Source organism: Pseudomonas sp. Irchel s3b2 (assembly GCF_900187445.1).
GTDB lineage: Bacteria > Pseudomonadota > Gammaproteobacteria > Pseudomonadales > Pseudomonadaceae > Aquipseudomonas.
This window is the reverse complement of sequence record NZ_FYEB01000018.1, coordinates 1-16,500: the sequence shown is the minus strand read 5'-3', so window position 1 is coordinate 16,500 and position 16,500 is coordinate 1. Positions and strand designations below refer to the sequence as shown.

Annotated in this window: 22 protein-coding genes; 7 read left to right on the top strand and 15 right to left on the bottom strand. The window is 58.4% G+C overall.

The window, feature by feature from the left end:
• Window positions 1-45: 45 nt before the first annotated feature.
• Window positions 46-1,137 carry an aminopeptidase gene (locus CKW20_RS25700; protein ID WP_095055386.1) on the bottom strand — a complete coding sequence of 364 codons (1,092 nt, stop codon included), beginning with the start codon at window positions 1,135-1,137 and terminating at the stop codon, window positions 46-48.
• Window positions 1,138-1,195: 58 nt separating this feature from the next.
• Here CKW20_RS25700 and CKW20_RS25695 point away from each other — a divergent pair, with 58 nt between their 5' ends.
• Both CKW20_RS25695 and CKW20_RS25690 read left to right on the top strand, forming a co-directional pair.
• A complete protein-coding gene (locus CKW20_RS25695) occupies window positions 1,196-1,612 on the top strand; it encodes a hypothetical protein (RefSeq protein ID WP_095055385.1) in 417 nt (138 codons plus the stop codon).
• A 40-nt stretch (window positions 1,613-1,652) separates the two neighbouring features.
• Window positions 1,653-2,072: a hypothetical protein gene (locus tag CKW20_RS25690; protein ID WP_095055384.1), complete on the top strand. Its 420-nt coding sequence runs from the start codon at window positions 1,653-1,655 to the stop codon at window positions 2,070-2,072.
• Window positions 2,073-2,078: 6 nt separating this feature from the next.
• Here CKW20_RS25690 and CKW20_RS25685 read toward each other — a convergent pair whose 3' ends face one another.
• Complete coding sequence (locus CKW20_RS25685) at window positions 2,079-2,312, bottom strand: DUF1161 domain-containing protein (protein WP_030129631.1); 234 nt, start codon at window positions 2,310-2,312, stop codon at window positions 2,079-2,081.
• Between the two features lie 171 nt (window positions 2,313-2,483).
• Window positions 2,484-2,915 carry an OsmC family protein gene (locus tag CKW20_RS25680; protein ID WP_038980307.1) on the bottom strand — a complete coding sequence of 144 codons (432 nt, stop codon included), beginning with the start codon at window positions 2,913-2,915 and terminating at the stop codon, window positions 2,484-2,486.
• A 238-nt stretch (window positions 2,916-3,153) separates the two neighbouring features.
• Here CKW20_RS25680 and CKW20_RS25675 point away from each other — a divergent pair, with 238 nt between their 5' ends.
• A complete protein-coding gene (locus CKW20_RS25675) occupies window positions 3,154-4,155 on the top strand; it encodes an LLM class flavin-dependent oxidoreductase (RefSeq protein ID WP_095055383.1) in 1,002 nt (333 codons plus the stop codon).
• Window positions 4,156-4,218: 63 nt separating this feature from the next.
• On the opposite strand, the gene CKW20_RS25670 is transcribed toward CKW20_RS25675, so the two are convergent.
• Together CKW20_RS25670 and CKW20_RS25665 are read right to left on the bottom strand one after the other, a co-directional pair.
• Complete coding sequence (locus CKW20_RS25670; protein WP_095055382.1) at window positions 4,219-4,443, bottom strand: DUF1161 domain-containing protein; 225 nt, start codon at window positions 4,441-4,443, stop codon at window positions 4,219-4,221.
• A 130-nt stretch (window positions 4,444-4,573) separates the two neighbouring features.
• The gene (locus CKW20_RS25665) at window positions 4,574-4,789 is read right to left on the bottom strand and encodes a dodecin (RefSeq protein WP_007902773.1); all 216 of its coding nucleotides are present in this window, start codon (window positions 4,787-4,789) and stop codon (window positions 4,574-4,576) included.
• Between the two features lie 154 nt (window positions 4,790-4,943).
• Here CKW20_RS25665 and CKW20_RS25660 point away from each other — a divergent pair, with 154 nt between their 5' ends.
• Window positions 4,944-5,270, top strand: a complete 327-nt coding sequence (locus tag CKW20_RS25660) for a YqjD family protein (RefSeq protein WP_007902771.1) — start codon at window positions 4,944-4,946, stop codon at window positions 5,268-5,270.
• Here CKW20_RS25660 and CKW20_RS25655 read toward each other — a convergent pair.
• A complete protein-coding gene (locus CKW20_RS25655) occupies window positions 5,267-6,160 on the bottom strand; it encodes a LysR family transcriptional regulator (protein ID WP_095055381.1) in 894 nt (297 codons plus the stop codon). The two genes, CKW20_RS25660 and CKW20_RS25655, sit on opposite strands and share 4 nt — an antisense overlap.
• 112 nt (window positions 6,161-6,272) lie before the next feature.
• Here CKW20_RS25655 and trpB point away from each other — a divergent pair, with 112 nt between their 5' ends.
• From trpB to CKW20_RS25640, 3 genes are all read left to right on the top strand, one after another.
• Window positions 6,273-7,508 (top strand): tryptophan synthase subunit beta, encoded by a 1,236-nt coding sequence (gene trpB / locus CKW20_RS25650; protein WP_007902766.1) that lies wholly within the window; start codon window positions 6,273-6,275, stop codon window positions 7,506-7,508.
• Window positions 7,508-8,320: a tryptophan synthase subunit alpha gene (gene trpA / locus CKW20_RS25645; protein ID WP_095055380.1), complete on the top strand. Its 813-nt coding sequence runs from the start codon at window positions 7,508-7,510 to the stop codon at window positions 8,318-8,320. The genes trpB and trpA overlap by 1 nt, the downstream gene beginning before the upstream one ends.
• Before the next feature lie 120 nt (window positions 8,321-8,440).
• Complete coding sequence (locus CKW20_RS25640) at window positions 8,441-8,896, top strand: anti-virulence regulator CigR family protein (RefSeq protein ID WP_095055379.1); 456 nt, start codon at window positions 8,441-8,443, stop codon at window positions 8,894-8,896.
• A 166-nt stretch (window positions 8,897-9,062) separates the two neighbouring features.
• Here the strand turns inward: CKW20_RS25640 and CKW20_RS25635 are convergent, their stop codons facing one another.
• From CKW20_RS25635 to CKW20_RS30025, 9 genes are all read right to left on the bottom strand, one after another.
• Window positions 9,063-11,027, bottom strand: coding sequence for a DUF4105 domain-containing protein (locus CKW20_RS25635; protein ID WP_095055378.1), 1,965 nt, complete (start codon window positions 11,025-11,027; stop codon window positions 9,063-9,065).
• The gene (locus CKW20_RS25630; RefSeq protein ID WP_095055377.1) at window positions 11,024-11,344 is read right to left on the bottom strand and encodes a DUF2388 domain-containing protein; all 321 of its coding nucleotides are present in this window, start codon (window positions 11,342-11,344) and stop codon (window positions 11,024-11,026) included. Before CKW20_RS25630 ends, CKW20_RS25635 begins: the two co-directional genes overlap by 4 nt.
• Before the next feature lie 28 nt (window positions 11,345-11,372).
• On the bottom strand, window positions 11,373-11,690 hold the full coding sequence (locus CKW20_RS25625; RefSeq protein ID WP_095055376.1) for a DUF2388 domain-containing protein: 318 nt from the start codon (window positions 11,688-11,690) through the stop codon (window positions 11,373-11,375).
• A gap of 107 nt (window positions 11,691-11,797) precedes the next feature.
• Window positions 11,798-12,115: a DUF2388 domain-containing protein gene (locus CKW20_RS25620; protein ID WP_095055375.1), complete on the bottom strand. Its 318-nt coding sequence runs from the start codon at window positions 12,113-12,115 to the stop codon at window positions 11,798-11,800.
• Window positions 12,116-12,418: 303 nt separating this feature from the next.
• Window positions 12,419-12,634: a DUF1127 domain-containing protein gene (locus tag CKW20_RS25615; RefSeq protein WP_095055374.1), complete on the bottom strand. Its 216-nt coding sequence runs from the start codon at window positions 12,632-12,634 to the stop codon at window positions 12,419-12,421.
• A 319-nt stretch (window positions 12,635-12,953) separates the two neighbouring features.
• Complete coding sequence (locus tag CKW20_RS25610; RefSeq protein ID WP_095055373.1) at window positions 12,954-14,447, bottom strand: acetyl-CoA hydrolase/transferase family protein; 1,494 nt, start codon at window positions 14,445-14,447, stop codon at window positions 12,954-12,956.
• Between the two features lie 189 nt (window positions 14,448-14,636).
• Window positions 14,637-16,073 carry an NAD(P)(+) transhydrogenase (Re/Si-specific) subunit beta gene (locus tag CKW20_RS25605; protein ID WP_095055372.1) on the bottom strand — a complete coding sequence of 479 codons (1,437 nt, stop codon included), beginning with the start codon at window positions 16,071-16,073 and terminating at the stop codon, window positions 14,637-14,639.
• Complete coding sequence (locus tag CKW20_RS25600; RefSeq protein ID WP_003187010.1) at window positions 16,073-16,396, bottom strand: NAD(P) transhydrogenase subunit alpha; 324 nt, start codon at window positions 16,394-16,396, stop codon at window positions 16,073-16,075. The genes CKW20_RS25605 and CKW20_RS25600 overlap by 1 nt, the downstream gene beginning before the upstream one ends.
• A gap of 15 nt (window positions 16,397-16,411) precedes the next feature.
• Window positions 16,412-16,500: hypothetical protein (locus CKW20_RS30025; protein WP_256585110.1), on the bottom strand; the 89-nt coding region annotated here is incomplete at its 5' end.

Below are 16,500 nucleotides of genomic sequence, written 5' to 3'. Positions count from 1 at the left end.
CTTCGATCATCTGTAGGAGCGAGGCTTGCCCGCGAAGAGGCCCGCTCAGCCGCCAGGGCTCTTTGATCCCGCCAACACCTTCAACGCCGCCTTACGATCCTCAACCGGCAACGCGCCCAACCTCTCCACCGCCGCATAAAACCTCACCCAATCCCCATCGACCTGCCCGAACAACGCGGCAAACGCCGGCACCCACTGGTCATACAAACCAAACGGGAGCAGTCGAGCATTGTTCATCGGGGTGTTGATCCAGGCATCGTAGCGTTTGTTCCCAGCCCATTGGCTGTCGCGTAGCGTGCGGTATTCACGGCGCAATTGTTCGAACTCTGCCGCTTTCCGCTCGCGCATTTGCTCGGCAGGCAGTGGCAGGGCGTAAAGCCGTTCCAGCCTCTTGCGGGCGTCCAGAACCAATTGGATGAACTGATCGCGTTGCTGCTCCAAAGCTCCGTTGTCCGGTGGCATGCCTCGGAATGCACGCCATTGCCGAGTGCCTTCCTGCTCGACGAAGGTGGCGAAGGACTCGTTGAACTCGGTGTCGTCTTTCACATAAAAACGTTGATGGGCGAGTTCGTGAAAAATCAGCGTCGCCAACCGTTCGTCGCCCCAACCCATCATCGAGCTCATGATCGGGTCGTTGAACCAACCGAGCGTCGAATAGGCCTCGACGCCGCCAATTGACACGTCCATACCTTGCAATCGTTGCAACGCGGCCTCACCGCGGGCAGCGCTCTGGCTGTAATACCCGCGATAGGCGACGCAGCCGGCGACGGGGAAGCAATGGCTCTGTGGCTTCAGCGAAAACTCCGGCGTGGCAAAGACGTTCCAGACTACAAACGGTCGGCCGATGTCGGCGTACAGGCGGTAGCTCTGGTTGTCCGGCAGGTGCAGACGTTGGCTGGCGAATGTTCGGGCCTTTTGTGATTGGGCCAGATGCGCGCGCAATTGCTGATCGCGGCCGCGATCGGCAATCACACTGGAAACCGGCTCCCGTGCCCGCAACAACTGCAGCTGACCACTGGCCAATTGGCCGTAATAGCTGACGCTGGCGCAGCCATTGAGCAACAAAAGAAACACACCCGGAAACAAAATGCGTAAAACGCGATCAAGTAACCCGAGGCTTGGACGCGGCCTGATCAAAATGAATCATCCCTGGAAAGTCTGCCCGCAAGACTATCCCGCCTATTGGAGCTCCGCTATGCGCAAGTTGATGCTGACGGGAGGCCTGCTGATGCTGGCCGGTTGTGCTGGATTGCCCACCCCTGATCCTTCGCAGGCATGGATCGATCTGGATTCACGGCAGGAAGACACCGCGCTGCAAGCGGTAGAAGTCGATGACAAGGCTTCCATCGACAAGCGTTACTTCGAGGTGCAGCCCGGTAGCCATGAGCTGACAGTTCGCTACTTGTTTGCTGTCCAGCCGACCAACATTGGCCCCGACGCCGAGCCACTATGGCGCGACTGTCAGTTGAATGTGAAATTCAAGGACTTCAACGCCGGTCAGCGGTATCAGCTGCAAGCGGGGAATATCGGCTTTCGGCCGTGGGCCAAGCTCTATGATCAACAGCGCAAAGTGATTGGGCAGGGCACACCGGCAGGCTGCCAGCGCACCTGATCAGCGCTATGCTGAATGACCCGTCCTTGGGATATTCATCATGCGCAGGTTGTTGCTGTTACTCGCTGCTGGCGCCTTTGCCGGTTGCGCGAGTCCGTTGCCGGCGGTCGATCCGCAGATGGCCTGGGTCGACTTCGCTACACCAAGCCCTGGCGGTAAATTGCTGATGGCCGATCGGCTGGATAACCAGCGGCTGAGCGATGGGCGTTACTTCCAGGTCACCCCGGGTAGCCATGAGCTGAGAGTCCGTTTCGATTTTGAAGTGATGGGTGGTGGTTCGGGATTGATGAGTGCTCCGCTGGAGCGACTTTGCTACTTGACCATCAACTACGACCATTTCGAGGCCGGACAGCGTTATCTGCTGGAAGCGCGTTCTATAGCGTTCACCCCCAGCGCCCGGCTGTACAACGCCAAGCGGGAAATCGTTGCTGAAGATCGATTGGCCAACTGCGTTATGTGAGGCAGATCAGCGGTCATTTTTTTGGTAGATGATTTTCTTGGTGCCGCCTTCGCATGAGCCGACGACCATGTTCTGATCGTGCACTTCGTCATTGGTGACGATTTCCAGGGTGTAGGACGTGACGTTATTGGCCTGGATCTTGGCTTCGATCTCGGCCTTGAGTTCCTCACAGGATTTCGGTGCCGCGAGGGCCGATGTGGCCAGCGTGCAACAGATAACTGCCAAGGCAAAACGTTTCATGGTTGAAGCTCCCTTGAGGCAGCGCGCATGGTGATGCGCTGAAGCTGCTGTCATTTATTCGACCACAATTTTGTCTGTCAGGTTATGTTTCAGGGCAAAAAAAGACCGCAACCTGCGGAAGGGAGCCCGCGAAGGCTGCGATCTTTTACCCGCTAACGTATCAACCCATTATCAGCTGACCAACGTCGCATCCAGGCTGATTTTCGCATTCAGCACTTTGGACACCGGGCAGCCTTCTTTGGCCTTGTTGCTCAGTTCCTCGAATTGCGCTTGGGTCGCGCCGGGGATTTTCGCCTTGAGAATCAGTTTTACCGCTGTGATTGCAAAGCCACCGTCTACCTGGTCCAAGGTGACTTCGGCATTGGTGTCGATACTGTCAGCCTTAAGGTTGGCCTCGCCGAGAATCATTGAAAACGCCATGGAGAAACAGCCCGCGTGAGCCGCGCCGATCAGCTCTTCCGGATTGGTGCCTTTACCCCCTTCGAAACGGGCCTTGAAGCCGTAGGGCGCTTCTCTAAGGACACCGGTTTCGGTGGAAATCGAGCCGATACCGGTTTTCAGATCACCTTCCCAATGAGCCGATGCTTTCTTTGTGATAGCCATGTCTGCCTCCTCAAGATCCGGCGCGAAACGTCGCGCCTTCGTGGTTTTCGGTTACCAGGGTTCTGAGGATAGACCGTCAGGCAAAGTTCACCTCATCCGATCAGTCCTCTAATTGTGTAGGAATTTGGTGTCTTCTATTGAAACTCGGGTATATGCCCTCATTGCAGAGAACACGCTTATAGACTCGGCAGGTTTTCGTTCGTGAAAAAACCTGCTTACCCATTGGAGAAGCAGGTTTATGAAACGACTGTCTGATATCAAGTTTTCGACCCTCGATCTAGTGCCCGTTCGGGAGAACGGCAGTGCGGCCCAGTCCCTGCACAATTCCCTGGATCTGGCGCAGCACGTCGAAAAATTCGGCTACAACCGCTTCTGGGTTGCCGAGCACCACAACATGGACGGGATCGCCAGTTCGGCGACCTCGGTCCTGCTGGGCTATTTGGCTGGCGGCACTTCGACCATTCGTGTCGGTTCGGGTGGCGTGATGTTGCCCAATCACGCGCCACTGGTGATCGCCGAGCAGTTCGGCACCCTTGAAAGTCTGTACCCGGGGCGGATCGACCTGGGCCTGGGGCGCGCCCCCGGCTCCGATCAGATGACCGCCCGCGCCTTGCGTCGTGAGCGCTCCGGCAGTGCCGACGACTTCCCGGAAGACGTGGCCGAACTGATGCGCTACCTCGGTCCACGCACGCCGGACCAGCGGATCATTGCCATGCCGGGTACCGGCACCAACGTCCCGATCTGGTTACTGGGTTCGAGCCTGTTCAGTGCCCAACTGGCCGGTGAGCGCGGTTTGCCCTACGCCTTCGCCTCACATTTCGCACCGCGCTTCATGCATGAGGCGATTCGCGTTTACCGCAACCACTTCAAGCCTTCCGCGGTTTTGGATAAGCCTTATGTGATGCTCGGCGTGCCACTGGTGGCCGCGGACACCGATGAGCAGGCTGATTACCTGGCCACTTCGGTCTATCAGCGGATTCTCGCGTTGATGCGTGGCCAGAGCCTGGTGCAACGCCCGCCAGTGAAGACCATGGACGGCCTGTGGCTGCCCCATGAGAAAGAAGCGGTCGGTGATTTCCTTGGCCTGGCCATGGTCGGCAGCCCACAGAAGATTCGCGCCAAGCTGGAAGTGCTGATCGAACAGACTCAGGCCGATGAGCTGATTTTTACCTGTGACCTGTACGAACATGCCGATCGCCTGCACTCCTATGAGTTGCTGGCGCAGGTCATGAAGGGCTGAAACGCAAACCGCACCCACAAAAAAGCCGACGCCATTGCGTCGGCTTTTCATTTTCGAGGGCGGTCAGCCCTGCTTGTAGATGATTTGCCTGGAGCCTTTTTCACAGGTGCCGACGACTTTTCCGTCAGCTGCAGCGCCTTTGTCGATGATCTCCAGTGTGTAATTGGCAATACCCTTGGCATCCAGTTTCGCTGCGATTTCGGCTTTAAGCTCATCACACGACTTGCCTTGGGCAAAGGCTGTTCCCGCAAGGCTCAACAGACCTAGCGCCAAAATAAACTTCTTCATGGGTTGCACTCCCTGGTCGGATCAATAGGGGGAGGGCATCCAGCTATCGGCCGGACGCACTCACCGCGTAGCGCTTTGCCATTCCCTATGGCATTCGGCCGGCGCGCAAGTTCAGAAGACTAGCTTAAGCTCAGCTACTGGCAATCCGGAATCCGACTTTGAGCGTCACCTGGAAGTGTGCCGCTTTGCCGTCCTTGATGTGCCCACGGGTTTCGGTCACTTCAAACCATTCCATGTACTTCAGGCTTTTGTTGGCTTCGGCCAGGGCATTATTGATGGCGTCTTCAATGCTGGTGGTGGATGAGCCAACCAGCTCGACTTTCTTGTAGGTGTGATGGTCAGTCATGGCGTTCTCCTAAGGGTGTGAAATACAGCCTAGCAGTGATTTTTCTTATTTCTTCTGTCGACCAATCCAGATGGAAGTTCAGATTTACTGCACTTTCTCGAACCCCTGAAGTCCCAACCAACACACGCAACTCAAACAATGCAGGAGAGCCACCATGGCCAATACCTCGTTACGCAAAGCCTCATTGCAAAGCATGGAAGCCGAGATCGAGAGTCTGCTGAAATCGTTGGAAAGCCTGAAGGACGACGCCTCGGACGAGTCGCGTAAAACGCTTAAAACGCTGAAAATCAACGCCGAAAACGCGCTGAAACATTCGCGTCATCTGCTCTCCGATGCCTATGAAGAGGTCAAGGTCAAAACCCGTGAAACCGGGATCGCGACTCGCGACTACGCCCAGGAACACCCTTGGACTACAGCCGGCGTCGCAGTCGGTGCGCTGGGTCTTCTGGCAGCTTACCTGCTGTGCAAGCGCGGTAATTAAGGTGTCTGGCGCAGTTCGTTTTTAAGCCATTGCGCCAATTGCCGAGCGCGCCCGTCCGCGGCGCGCTTGGGTAGCCACAACGCCAGTTGCGCCGGGGTTTCACAGAAACCCCATGGCGCAACCAGGCGACCGGCCTTCAAATCCTCGGCCACCAGTGGCTCGGGCGCGATGGCCACACCCAGCCCGGCCACTGCCGCCTCCAGCAAGTAATACAAATGCTCGAACCCTTGACCATACTTCAGCGCCTTGGCGTCGAGACCGCTTTGCTGTGCCCAGCTCGGCCAGGCTTGCGGACGTGAGGTGGTGTGCAGCAAGGGTTCGGTCAGCAGCGCGTGAGCTGGTGCATTCTGCAGCCTTTCGCAGCCGACGAATCGTGGGCTCATGACCGGGCCGATGCGTTCGCTGGCCAATTCGTAGACCTGCATATCCGCCGGCCATGGCGGCTCGGCAAACACCAGCAAAGCATCCAGGCCGGGCCGCCGTGGATCGAGATCGCCTTCGCCAGCCGACAGGTGCAAACGCAAATCTGGCAGGTCCGCATTGAGCCGCCCCAAACGCGGAATGAACCAGCGCGCCAGCAAGCTACCCGAGCAGCCGAGCACGAATGGCGCATCGGCGGTGCTTTGGGTCAATTCGGCGCAAACGCTGCGTAATCGCTCGAAGGCTTCACCGCTGACATCGCGCAAACGAACGCCGGCATCTGTGAGTTTCAGGCCGCGTCCATCCTTGATGAACAGACTCACGCCGAGGTGTTCTTCCAGTACCTTGAGTTGCCGGCTGACCGCCCCATGAGTGACGTGTAGCTGTTCGGCGGCCTGACTGACGCTGTTGAGGCGGGCAGTGGCTTCGAAGGCGCGAAGGGCGTTCAGCGGCGGAAGGTCGTGGCTCATGGGATCTGTGAGTTTTCCTGACAGGTTTCGGCGATCTTATCGGTTTTCAGTGCCGGATGTCAGGGGTAGAGTGAACCCCATCGTCACCTCTCGAATACAACTGGAGCGCCCCATGACCCAGACTAATCTGCGCAACGGCCCTGACGCCAACGGCCTGTTCGGCGCGTTCGGTGGCCGTTACGTCGCCGAAACCCTGATGCCGTTGATCCTCGATCTGGCCCGTGAATACGAAGCGGCCAAGGAAGATCCGGCGTTCAAAGAAGAATTGGCCTACTTCCAGCGAGATTACGTCGGACGTCCAAGCCCGCTGTATTTCGCCGAGCGTCTTACTGAGTTCTGTGGCGGCGCGAAGATTTACCTCAAGCGCGAAGAGCTGAACCACACTGGCGCGCACAAGATCAACAACTGCATCGGCCAGATCCTGCTGGCGCGGCGCATGGGCAAGAAACGCATCATCGCTGAGACCGGCGCTGGCATGCACGGCGTGGCGACCGCCACCGTGGCCGCGCGTTTCGGTCTCGATTGCGTGATCTACATGGGCACCACCGACATCGAACGTCAGCAAGCCAACGTGTTTCGCATGAAGCTGCTGGGCGCCGAAGTGATCCCGGTGGTCGCCGGTACCGGTACCCTTAAAGACGCGATGAACGAAGCCCTGCGTGACTGGGTGACCAACGTCGACAGCACTTTCTACCTGATCGGCACCGTCGCCGGTCCGCACCCGTACCCTGCCATGGTTCGCGACTTCCAGGCTGTGATCGGCAAGGAAACCCGTGAGCAGTTGCAAGCCCAGGAAGGCCGTCTACCAGACAGCCTGGTGGCGTGCATCGGTGGTGGTTCCAATGCCATGGGCCTGTTCCACCCGTTTCTCGATGACAAGAGCGTCGAGATCATCGGCGTCGAAGCCGCCGGTTACGGCATCGAAACCGGTAAGCATGCGGCCAGCCTGAACGGCGGCGTACCGGGTGTTCTGCACGGCAACCGTACTTTCCTGTTGCAGGACGACGACGGCCAGATCATCGACGCCCACTCGATTTCCGCCGGCCTCGACTATCCAGGCATCGGCCCGGAACACGCCTGGTTACATGATATCGGCCGCGTCCAGTACACCTCGGTGACCGACGATGAAGCCCTCGACGCGTTCCACAAATGCTGTCGTCTGGAAGGGATTATTCCTGCGCTGGAAAGCGCCCATGCCCTGGCCGAAGTGTTCAAACGCGCACCGACGTTGCCGAAAGATCACCTGATGGTGGTCAATCTGTCCGGCCGTGGCGACAAAGACATGCAGACCGTGATGCACCACATGGAACACTCTCAACAAGAGCAATCCAAGCAGGAGAAACACTGATGAGCCGCCTGCAAACGCGTTTTGCCGAACTCAAGGAACAGAACCGCGCCGCCCTGGTGACCTTCGTGACCGCCGGCGACCCGAATTACGACACGTCTCTGGCGATCCTCAAAGGCTTGCCGGGAGCAGGTGCCGACGTGATCGAGTTGGGCATGCCCTTCACCGATCCAATGGCTGATGGCCCGGCGATTCAACTGGCCAACATTCGTGCCTTGGGCGCCAAACAGAACCTGGCGAAAACCCTGCAAATGGTTCGCGAGTTCCGCGAAGGCAATAACGAGACGCCGTTGGTGCTGATGGGTTACTTCAACCCGATTCACATGTACGGCGTACCTCGCTTCATCGCTGAAGCCAAAGAGGCCGGTGTCGATGGCCTGATCGTGGTCGACATGCCGCCGGAGCATAACGCCGAGCTGTGCGACCCGGCACAGGCGGCGGGGCTGGACTTCATCCGTCTGACCACTCCGACGACTGATGACGTGCGCTTGCCGACTGTATTGAACGGCAGTTCCGGCTTTGTTTACTACGTGTCGGTGGCGGGTGTGACCGGTGCGGGCGCGGCGACTCTGGAACATGTCGAAGAAGCCGTCACCCGTCTGCGTCGCCATACCGATCTGCCGATCAGCATCGGTTTTGGTATTCGTACACCGGAGCAGGCAGCATCCATCGCGCGTCTGGCTGACGGTGTGGTGGTGGGGTCGGCACTGATCGATCACATCGCCAATGCCTCGACGCCGGATCAGGCTGTGGAGGGTGTACTCAGCCTGTGCGCAGCCTTGTCTGACGGCGTACGTAAAGCGCGGGTCAGCTGAAGGTAAAGATCCTGATACAGAGGAATTAGAGCTTCGCGGCACAGACTAAACAGCAAGACCGAGGGCTTCAGGACTACGTTCTGAAGCCCTTTTTGCTGTATGGCTGTGAGGAAAGATCTGATGAAAATGCCGAAACGTCTAATTGCCAGCCTGGGCGTGCTGATGCTCAGTGCGACCCCGTTGCTGCATGTGAGCGCCGATCAGCGCGACGATCACGATCGCGGCGGGCCGCAGCAGGGCCATTACGATAACCGCGGTGACAATCGTGGCGACGATCACCGTGGCCCGCAGGATAATCGTCGCGGCGGTCCACCCCGGGACTTCGGCCCGGTGCGCCAGACCATCCACGATAACCATGGTTATTTCGTACGCGGTGCGCCGCCACCTCCAGGCGTTCATCTGGTTCGTGGCCGGCCGTTGCCTCACGGCTATTACGGCGAACGCCTGGATAACCGCGCGTTGGGCCGGCTGCCGTATTACCCGGGTTATGAGTGGCGTCGTGCGGGCGGCGATATGGTGCTGATCGCCGTAGGCACCGGGATTGTTTATGAGATTCTTGATGGGGTTTTGTATTGACCCACAGCTAAGCAATCAGGCGACCCACTGTGGCGAGGGAGCTCGCTCCCGCTGGGGCGCGAAGCGGCCCCAAAATCGACCAGGCACCCTATCGCGCCAGCTTCGCCGTCGAACGGGAGCAAGCTCCCTCGCCACAGAGGATTTTGCTCTCTCGGGGTCTTATGCTTCAGGGCAATTCCAACCCACCCGCAGCCTTGTGCAACTTGCGCAAATGTTCGCCAACCTGCTTCAGGTTGGCTTCGTTGGCGGCCATCTCGGCGGCACGACTCGGTTCGAGCAACGCTCTCACTTCCTTGTCGAGATCCCCGGTCAGCGCCTGCAGCTGCTTCTGGCGCAGGTTGCTTTCCGACTCCAGACGCGTCCACTCGTTCGGTTGCGGCAAACCATATCCCCCAGTGGTGCCGAGCAGTTCCGCCGGGCGGCTGAGGAAGCCGCTATTGGCGAGAATCTGCTGCAAGGTGGCATTGGCCTTGTCCATACCACCCTTGTTCAATTCCCGAGCGCCCAGATAGCGTTGCTTCACTTCGTCCTGGGCCAACACCATCTGCTGACGGAAACTGGCCTGCTCCAGCAGCAGCAACGCCGCGCTGGTGCGCAAGTCAGCCTGGTCAATCCATTTGCGGCGCTCTTCAGCTTTCAAGGATAGCCAGTCCTCGACCTTGTCCTGCTTGATCGGCAAGTGCTTCTTCAGCACATCGAACATCGCTTGATAACGCTCGCGGAAGGAGTCGAAGCGATAGCCCAGGCGCAACGCTTCACGAGGGTCGTCGAGCACGCTGGTGTCTGCCAGCCCGCGGCCTTTGAGCACTTCCAGCAAGCCGTTGGGCATGATGCTGTCGAGGCCGACCAATTGCGCATTGTTGGTGCTGCTGCGCAGTAATTTCAGGCCTTCTACCGCGCAGTTGTTGGACAGGAAAAAATAGTTGCCGTCGTAACCCCAATGCATCTCAGCGGCGTGTTCCACCACGTTTTCGATTTCGTTGCGCGACAGGTTCAGCGGCACCGAGGCCAGGCTGCGCAATTCAGTCTTGGTGTATTCGTCGATCACTTGGGCCAATGGCAAGACAAACAGGCGCGACGGGTATTTGCCCACCAGCCCATCCCAGCTCGACAGCTGTACGTCACCGACAAAGGCGCGGTAGGACAGCACCAGATGCTGATCCAGATCCAGTCGACAATCCGGCCCACGAGGCCGACCTGGTGCGCAGATCACCAGTCGCAACATGCTGTGGCCCCAGCGGCTGACCCAGTTCTGGTTGGCTTCAGCCAGCAGATAATCAACAGCGTAAACCCGTTCCGGATCGACCTGACCCAAGGGCTGCTTGGCGAAATCGTTACCCGCATTGAGGAAGGCAAATGATTGGGTGCACGTGTCTTTGGCGGCGGGCGCCCAGCCGAAATGTTCTTTGTAGTAGCGATACAGCGCAGGACGACGGCAGGCATAGCTTGGGTCGAGGAGGAAGTACTCCATGTTGACCGCGACGAACTCCTTCGGGCTGCTCGTCTCGTAAATGTCCGGGCTGCGGGCAATCTGCCGGTTGTGCTGTTCGCGCTCGCCACGCCGGCCGACGTATTGCGGCCAGCCGGCCAAATCCAGCAGACGAGGGTCATCGCTGAGGGTCCAGCGTCGCTCCGTCTGCCCACGGCATTGATCGGGGATGCCTATCAGCCCGGAGCTGCTGTTGCGTTGCTTGCAACGCTGGATCAGCGTGCGCTCGGCGGCTGGCCAGAGGCGCGCACGGTCATAAATGTGGGTGAGCTCGTGCAACACTGTGGCGAGCATTTCCCGGCGCACGGTGCCGTGGGGACGATACGTTTTTTGGGTCGCGGCGCTGCCGTTGGTGAGGCTGGCGAGCAGATTGCGATTCAGGTCGAGCTCGGACACCAGCGACGCCTGACCATAAGCATCGCTCGGCATGTCGTCGGTCCAGCCGACATCAATGCGCCGGTCCAGTTGCTCGATGAAACGCGGCGGTAACGCCTGCATGGCTTCATCGAGCAGCGCCTGACTAGCCTGTTGTTGCGCGGGACTCAGACCGTCGGTCTTGAGCCGTAATTGCAGGCCGGCCTGAGCCGTGTTGCCAAGCAGCAACACGACCCCGGCCAGCAACCAGACGCCTAGGGACTTCACAGTGCGAGGATGGCTTCGGCGAGAACCTGATCACTGGCGTCGCGGGCTTCCGGTACGCGGGTGCGCAAGGTGTCGAAGGCCGCTTCCAGGTGTGCGCCACGGATTTCACCGTCGCTGGCGACGAAACTGGCCGCATCGTCATGAGCTTCACGGACAATCTTCGAATCGCGAATGGACGTGGTGGTGTCGGAAGTGAAATCGAGCGTGCGCTCGGAGGCACGAATAATGATGTTACTGGTGGCTACCAGGGTGTGCGCCTGGGCCACGTCGGCCAACAACAGCAGGCCAAGGGTGGCAGCAATCAGCGGGCTACGCATGGAACGACTCCGGAGGAACAAGGGATAACTATTGGACGAGAATTGCCTGTGCCAGTTCAAGGTCGCTGGCATGAAGTTTCGGCTGGGTCCGGCGCAGGTAAATCAAGGCGGACTCCAGTTGCGCTCCTCGCAGTTGGCCGTCACTGGCAATGAACGCGGCAGCGTCATCCCGGGCGGCGATCAGCAGTTTATGGTCGAAGGGCGCGGAGGTCACCATGCTGGTGGCATAACCACTGGCTACGGTGCCTTGCGTAGACAAGTTGAAAGCATCGAAGGCATGGGCCGAACCCGACCAGCAAGCCGCAAGAAAAACCACAGTGATCGAAAGACTGGAAAGAAAACGCATGAGACTCGATAGCTGAAAGCGAGTCCCAAGGCTAGCGCAATGCCCGGGCTAGAGCCAGCGCCGAAACATTGGGACACGACGGGCGTGTCCCGCGTCAAAGCTGTCGCTTAGATCGTCAGGATGGCCTGGGCCAGCTGTGCGTCGGTCGCATTCAGTTGTGGAGTCTGCTGGCGGATGTGGTCGAGTGCGCTTTCCAGTTTCACACCGCGAATGGCACCTTCACTAGCGACGAAGCTGGCGGCATCGTCACGAGCAGCACGGACGATTTTGTCGTCGCGAAAGGAAGACGAGATGTCCGAAGTAGCGTCGGAAGAGGACTTCAGCCCACCAACAATGGAATCGGTGGTCACGATGAAACTGGTGGCATGGGCATTGGCAGCCACGATAAGCAAGGCGGCAGCGCTGAGCAGACGAAGACGGGACATAGAGAAGCTCCTTTGGATAAACCGATTGAGAAGTGGCACAGGATCAGACGCCTGTTGTAAAGCGTTCGCCACGTTCTATCTGGATATTAGGCCTGTGCATATCGATTAGAACAGTCCAATAAAATTGTACTGGTTAAATATTGGTTATTTTGAATCTGTACCTATATTGTGACTGTCTCGTCTGTACGACTCAATTGAAGCTCCAAAATGACAAAACCCGTCGTGGTTTCCCACGACGGGTTTTGTTTGTTCAATTCGGGGTGCTGGCGGTGGATCCGGAGGATCAGAGCCAGCGACGCTAACTTAGCGCCAGAACGGCTTGCTCAGCTCTTCGTAGCGTTGTGCTTCGCTAATCCCGGCGTCAGCCAGCAGACGCGAATCCAGACGAGCCAGTTGATGGCGGCTGGTAATGCGGCGCTGCCACAGCATCAGGTTGGCGAGAACGCGCAGGGGCATGGAAGCCTGGGTTTTTGCAGCGGTGTCTTCGAAGAACAGTTCGGAACTGAGTGTACGTTCCATGGTTTTCATCCTTCCGCTTATGGCGGGATTAGGTAGTGGTTTAACTGATGCCAATGATCCTCTCGTTTGGCCAGTCTCTGTAGATACAGTTCACCTGTATTGTGAGAGACCAGTTAACTGTTAAATGGCGGTGTACTGGTCGAAATTGAGGCAACTGTACCTGTTCGCACTGATTAGGTGCGTTTTTGATCATTTCAACGAAAAAGGTAGGCAGATGCCGTAGGAAAAGACCGGTACAGCAGTACAGTTTTTTGCGTGGTGGAGTGTTATCACCGCGAGCTGACGAAACTGTGTTTGCGTCAGCTGCAATCTGTATCAATTACTCCGCCAGCATGCGCCCGGTTTCTTCCAGGTTTATGTGCCAACTCAGGGCATCGTGAAGAATGTGCGGGGTATGCCCGCCGACTGCGCAAGCGGCAGTGAAGTAGTCATTCAAGGCTGGTCGATAGTCCGGGTGAACGCAGTTGTCGATGATGACCCGGGCGCGCTCACGCGGTGCCAGGCCACGCAGGTCGGCCAAACCTATCTCGGTCACGAGAATGTCGACGTCATGTTCTGTGTGGTCGACGTGGCTGACCATGGGGACCACGCTGGAAATCGCGCCACCCTTGGCGATCGACTTGGTGACAAAGATCGCCAGGTGCGCATTGCGCGCGAAATCGCCGGAGCCGCCGATGCCATTCATCATCCGCGTGCCGCAGACGTGGGTGGAGTTGACGTTGCCGTACAGGTCGAATTCCAGGGCAGTGTTGACGCCAATAATGCCCAAGCGCCGCACCACTTCGGGATGGTTCGAGATTTCCTGAGGGCGCAGCACCAGCTTGTCCTTATAGTGCTCCAGGTTCCCGAATACATCGGCATTGCGCCGGCTCGACAGGGTGATCGAACTGCCCGAAGCAAAGCTCAGCTTGCCAGCATCGATCAGATCGAAAGTCGAATCCTGCAGCACTTCGGAGTACATGGTCAGTTCTTCGAACGGCGAGTCGATCAAGCCGCACATCACCGAATTGGCGATAGTGCCAATACCGGCTTGCAGCGGGCCGAGCTTGTTGGTCATGCGCCCAGCAGCCACTTCTTGCTTGAAGAAATCGATCAGGTGGTCAGCGATGGCCTGTGTGTCGCTGTCGGGTGGCAAGACAGTGGATGGAGAGTCGGACTGGTTAGTGATCACGATCGCGACGATTTTTTCTGCCGGTATCGGGATGGCGGTGCTGCCGATGCGGTCGTCGACCTTCACCAGCGGAATAGGCGTGCGGGTCGGCCGGTAGGTCGGGATATAGATGTCGTGCAGACCTTCGAGATTCGGGTTGTGAGCCAGGTTGATCTCGACGATCACGTGCTTGGCGAAAATCGCAAAGCTGGCCGAGTTGCCTACCGAGGTGGTCGGCACGATATGGCCCTGCTCGGTGATTGCCACGGCTTCGATCACCGCGATGTCCGGTAGCTTGAGTTGTTGGTTACGCAGCAGCTCTACGGTTTCCGACAGGTGCTGGTCGATGAACATGACTTCGCCGGCATTGATCGCCTTGCGCAGGGTGCTGTCCACCTGGAACGGCATGCGTCGCGACAGTACGCCGGCTTCAGTCAGTTGTTTGTCGAGGTCGTTGCCCAGGCTGGCACCGGTCATCAGGGTGATTTTCAGCGGCGTGACCTTGGCGCGCTCGGCCAGTGCATGAGGTACGGCCTTGGCTTCGCCGGCTCGGGTAAAGCCGCTCATGCCGACGGTCATGCCGTCCTGAATCAGAGCGGCAGCGTCGGCGGCGCTCATCACCTTGTCCAACAACGAAGGCAAGCGAATACGGTCACGGTACATAATTGTTTTCTCGGGGCAACGGAAGCAAGGTGCGCAGTCTAGTGAATTTGATGAGCCTCCGTCCCGCTACCAAGGTCGCATTTGAGGCGTCTATTCTGGGCCTTTCAAGCAAAACACCGTTACAGGATCGGTAACAGCCACAAACAAAAACGCCCCGACGAGTCGGGGCGTTCAGGTTGCCGAAGGGTTTTACTCGACGGCTTTAACCATGTCTTCGATGACTTTCTTGGCATCGCCGAAAACCATCATGGTCTTGTCCAGGTAGAACAGCTCGTTGTCCAGACCGGCATAGCCGCTGGCCATCGAGCGCTTGTTGACGATGATGGTCTTGGCTTTGAACGCTTCGAGAATCGGCATGCCGGCAATCGGCGATTTCGGATCGTTCTTGGCCGCCGGGTTGACCACGTCGTTGGCGCCGAGTACCAGCACCACGTCGGCCTGGCCGAACTCGGAGTTGATGTCTTCCATCTCGAATACTTGGTCGTAAGGCACTTCGGCCTCGGCCAGCAACACGTTCATGTGACCAGGCATCCTACCCGCAACCGGGTGGATGGCATACTTCACGGTCACGCCGCGGTGGCTCAGCTTCTCGGTCAGCTCTTTCAAGGCATGCTGCGCGCGAGCCACCGCCAGGCCATAGCCCGGAACGATGATCACGGTGTCGGCGTTGGTCAGCAGGAAGGTGGCGTCGTCAGCCGAACCGGATTTCACCGGGCGAGCTTCTTTGGAGCCTGCCGGGCCAGCGGCATCTGCCGTGTTGCCGAAACCGCCGAGCAGCACGTTGAAGAACGAGCGGTTCATCGCCTTGCACATGATGTACGAGAGGATCGCACCGCTCGAGCCCACCAGCGAGCCGGCAATGATCAGCATCGAGTTGTTCAGCGAGAAGCCGATACCCGCCGCTGCCCAGCCGGAGTAGCTGTTGAGCATCGACACCACGACGGGCATGTCTGCGCCGCCGATCGGGATGATGATCAGCACGCCCATCACGAAGGCCAGAGCCAGCATCAGCGCGAAAGCGCTGAGACTGCCGGTCAGCATGAAAGTAATGCCGAGTGCCAGCGTCGCCAGGCCCAGCAGCAGGTTCAGCTTGTGCTGACCGCTGAACTGTACTGGTGCGCCCTGGAACAGACGGAACTTGTACTTGCCCGACAGCTTGCCAAACGCGATCACCGAACCGGAGAAGGTGATTGCACCGATGGCCGCGCCGAGGAACAGCTCTAGACGGTTGCCCGCCGGAATCGAATCGCCCAGGTTTTTAACGATGCCGAGGGATTGCGGCTCGACCACCGCCGCAATAGCGATGAACACTGCGGCCATACCGATCATGCTGTGCATGAAAGCGACCAGTTCCGGCATCTTGGTCATTTCAACGCGCTTGGCCATGATCGAGCCGGCAGTGCCGCCGACCAGCAGACCCACGATGACGTAACCGATACCGGCAGTAGCAAGCTCAGCGCCCAGCTTATAGATGAGGCCCACGGTAGTGAGGATCGCCAACGCCATGCCGAGCATGCCGTAGACATTGCCGCGCCGCGACGTGGTGGGGTGCGACAGGCCTTTGAGGGCCTGGATGAAGCAGATCGACGCGATCAGGTAGAGCGTCGTTACCAAATTCATGCTCATTACTTGGGCGCCTCTTCTTTTACGGCTTTCGGGGCTTTTTTCTTGAACATCTCAAGCATGCGACGGGTGACCAGGAAGCCACCGAACACGTTGACCGCTGCCAGTGCGACGGCCAGGGTGCCCATGGTCTTGCCCAATGGGGTCACGGTCAGCGCCGCCGCCAGCATGGCGCCGACGATCACAATCGCCGAAATGGCGTTGGTCACCGCCATCAACGGCGTGTGCAGTGCAGGTGTCACGTTCCAGACCACGTGATAACCGACATAAATCGCCAGCACGAAGATGATCAGGTTGTAGATACCGGGGGAGATAAGCTCTTCCATCGTCTGAATCCCTGCTTAGGCGTTTTTGCGGATGACTTGGCCGTCGCGGCACATCAGGCACGCGGCGACGATGTCGTCTTCGAGGTTCACTTCAAACTGGCCTT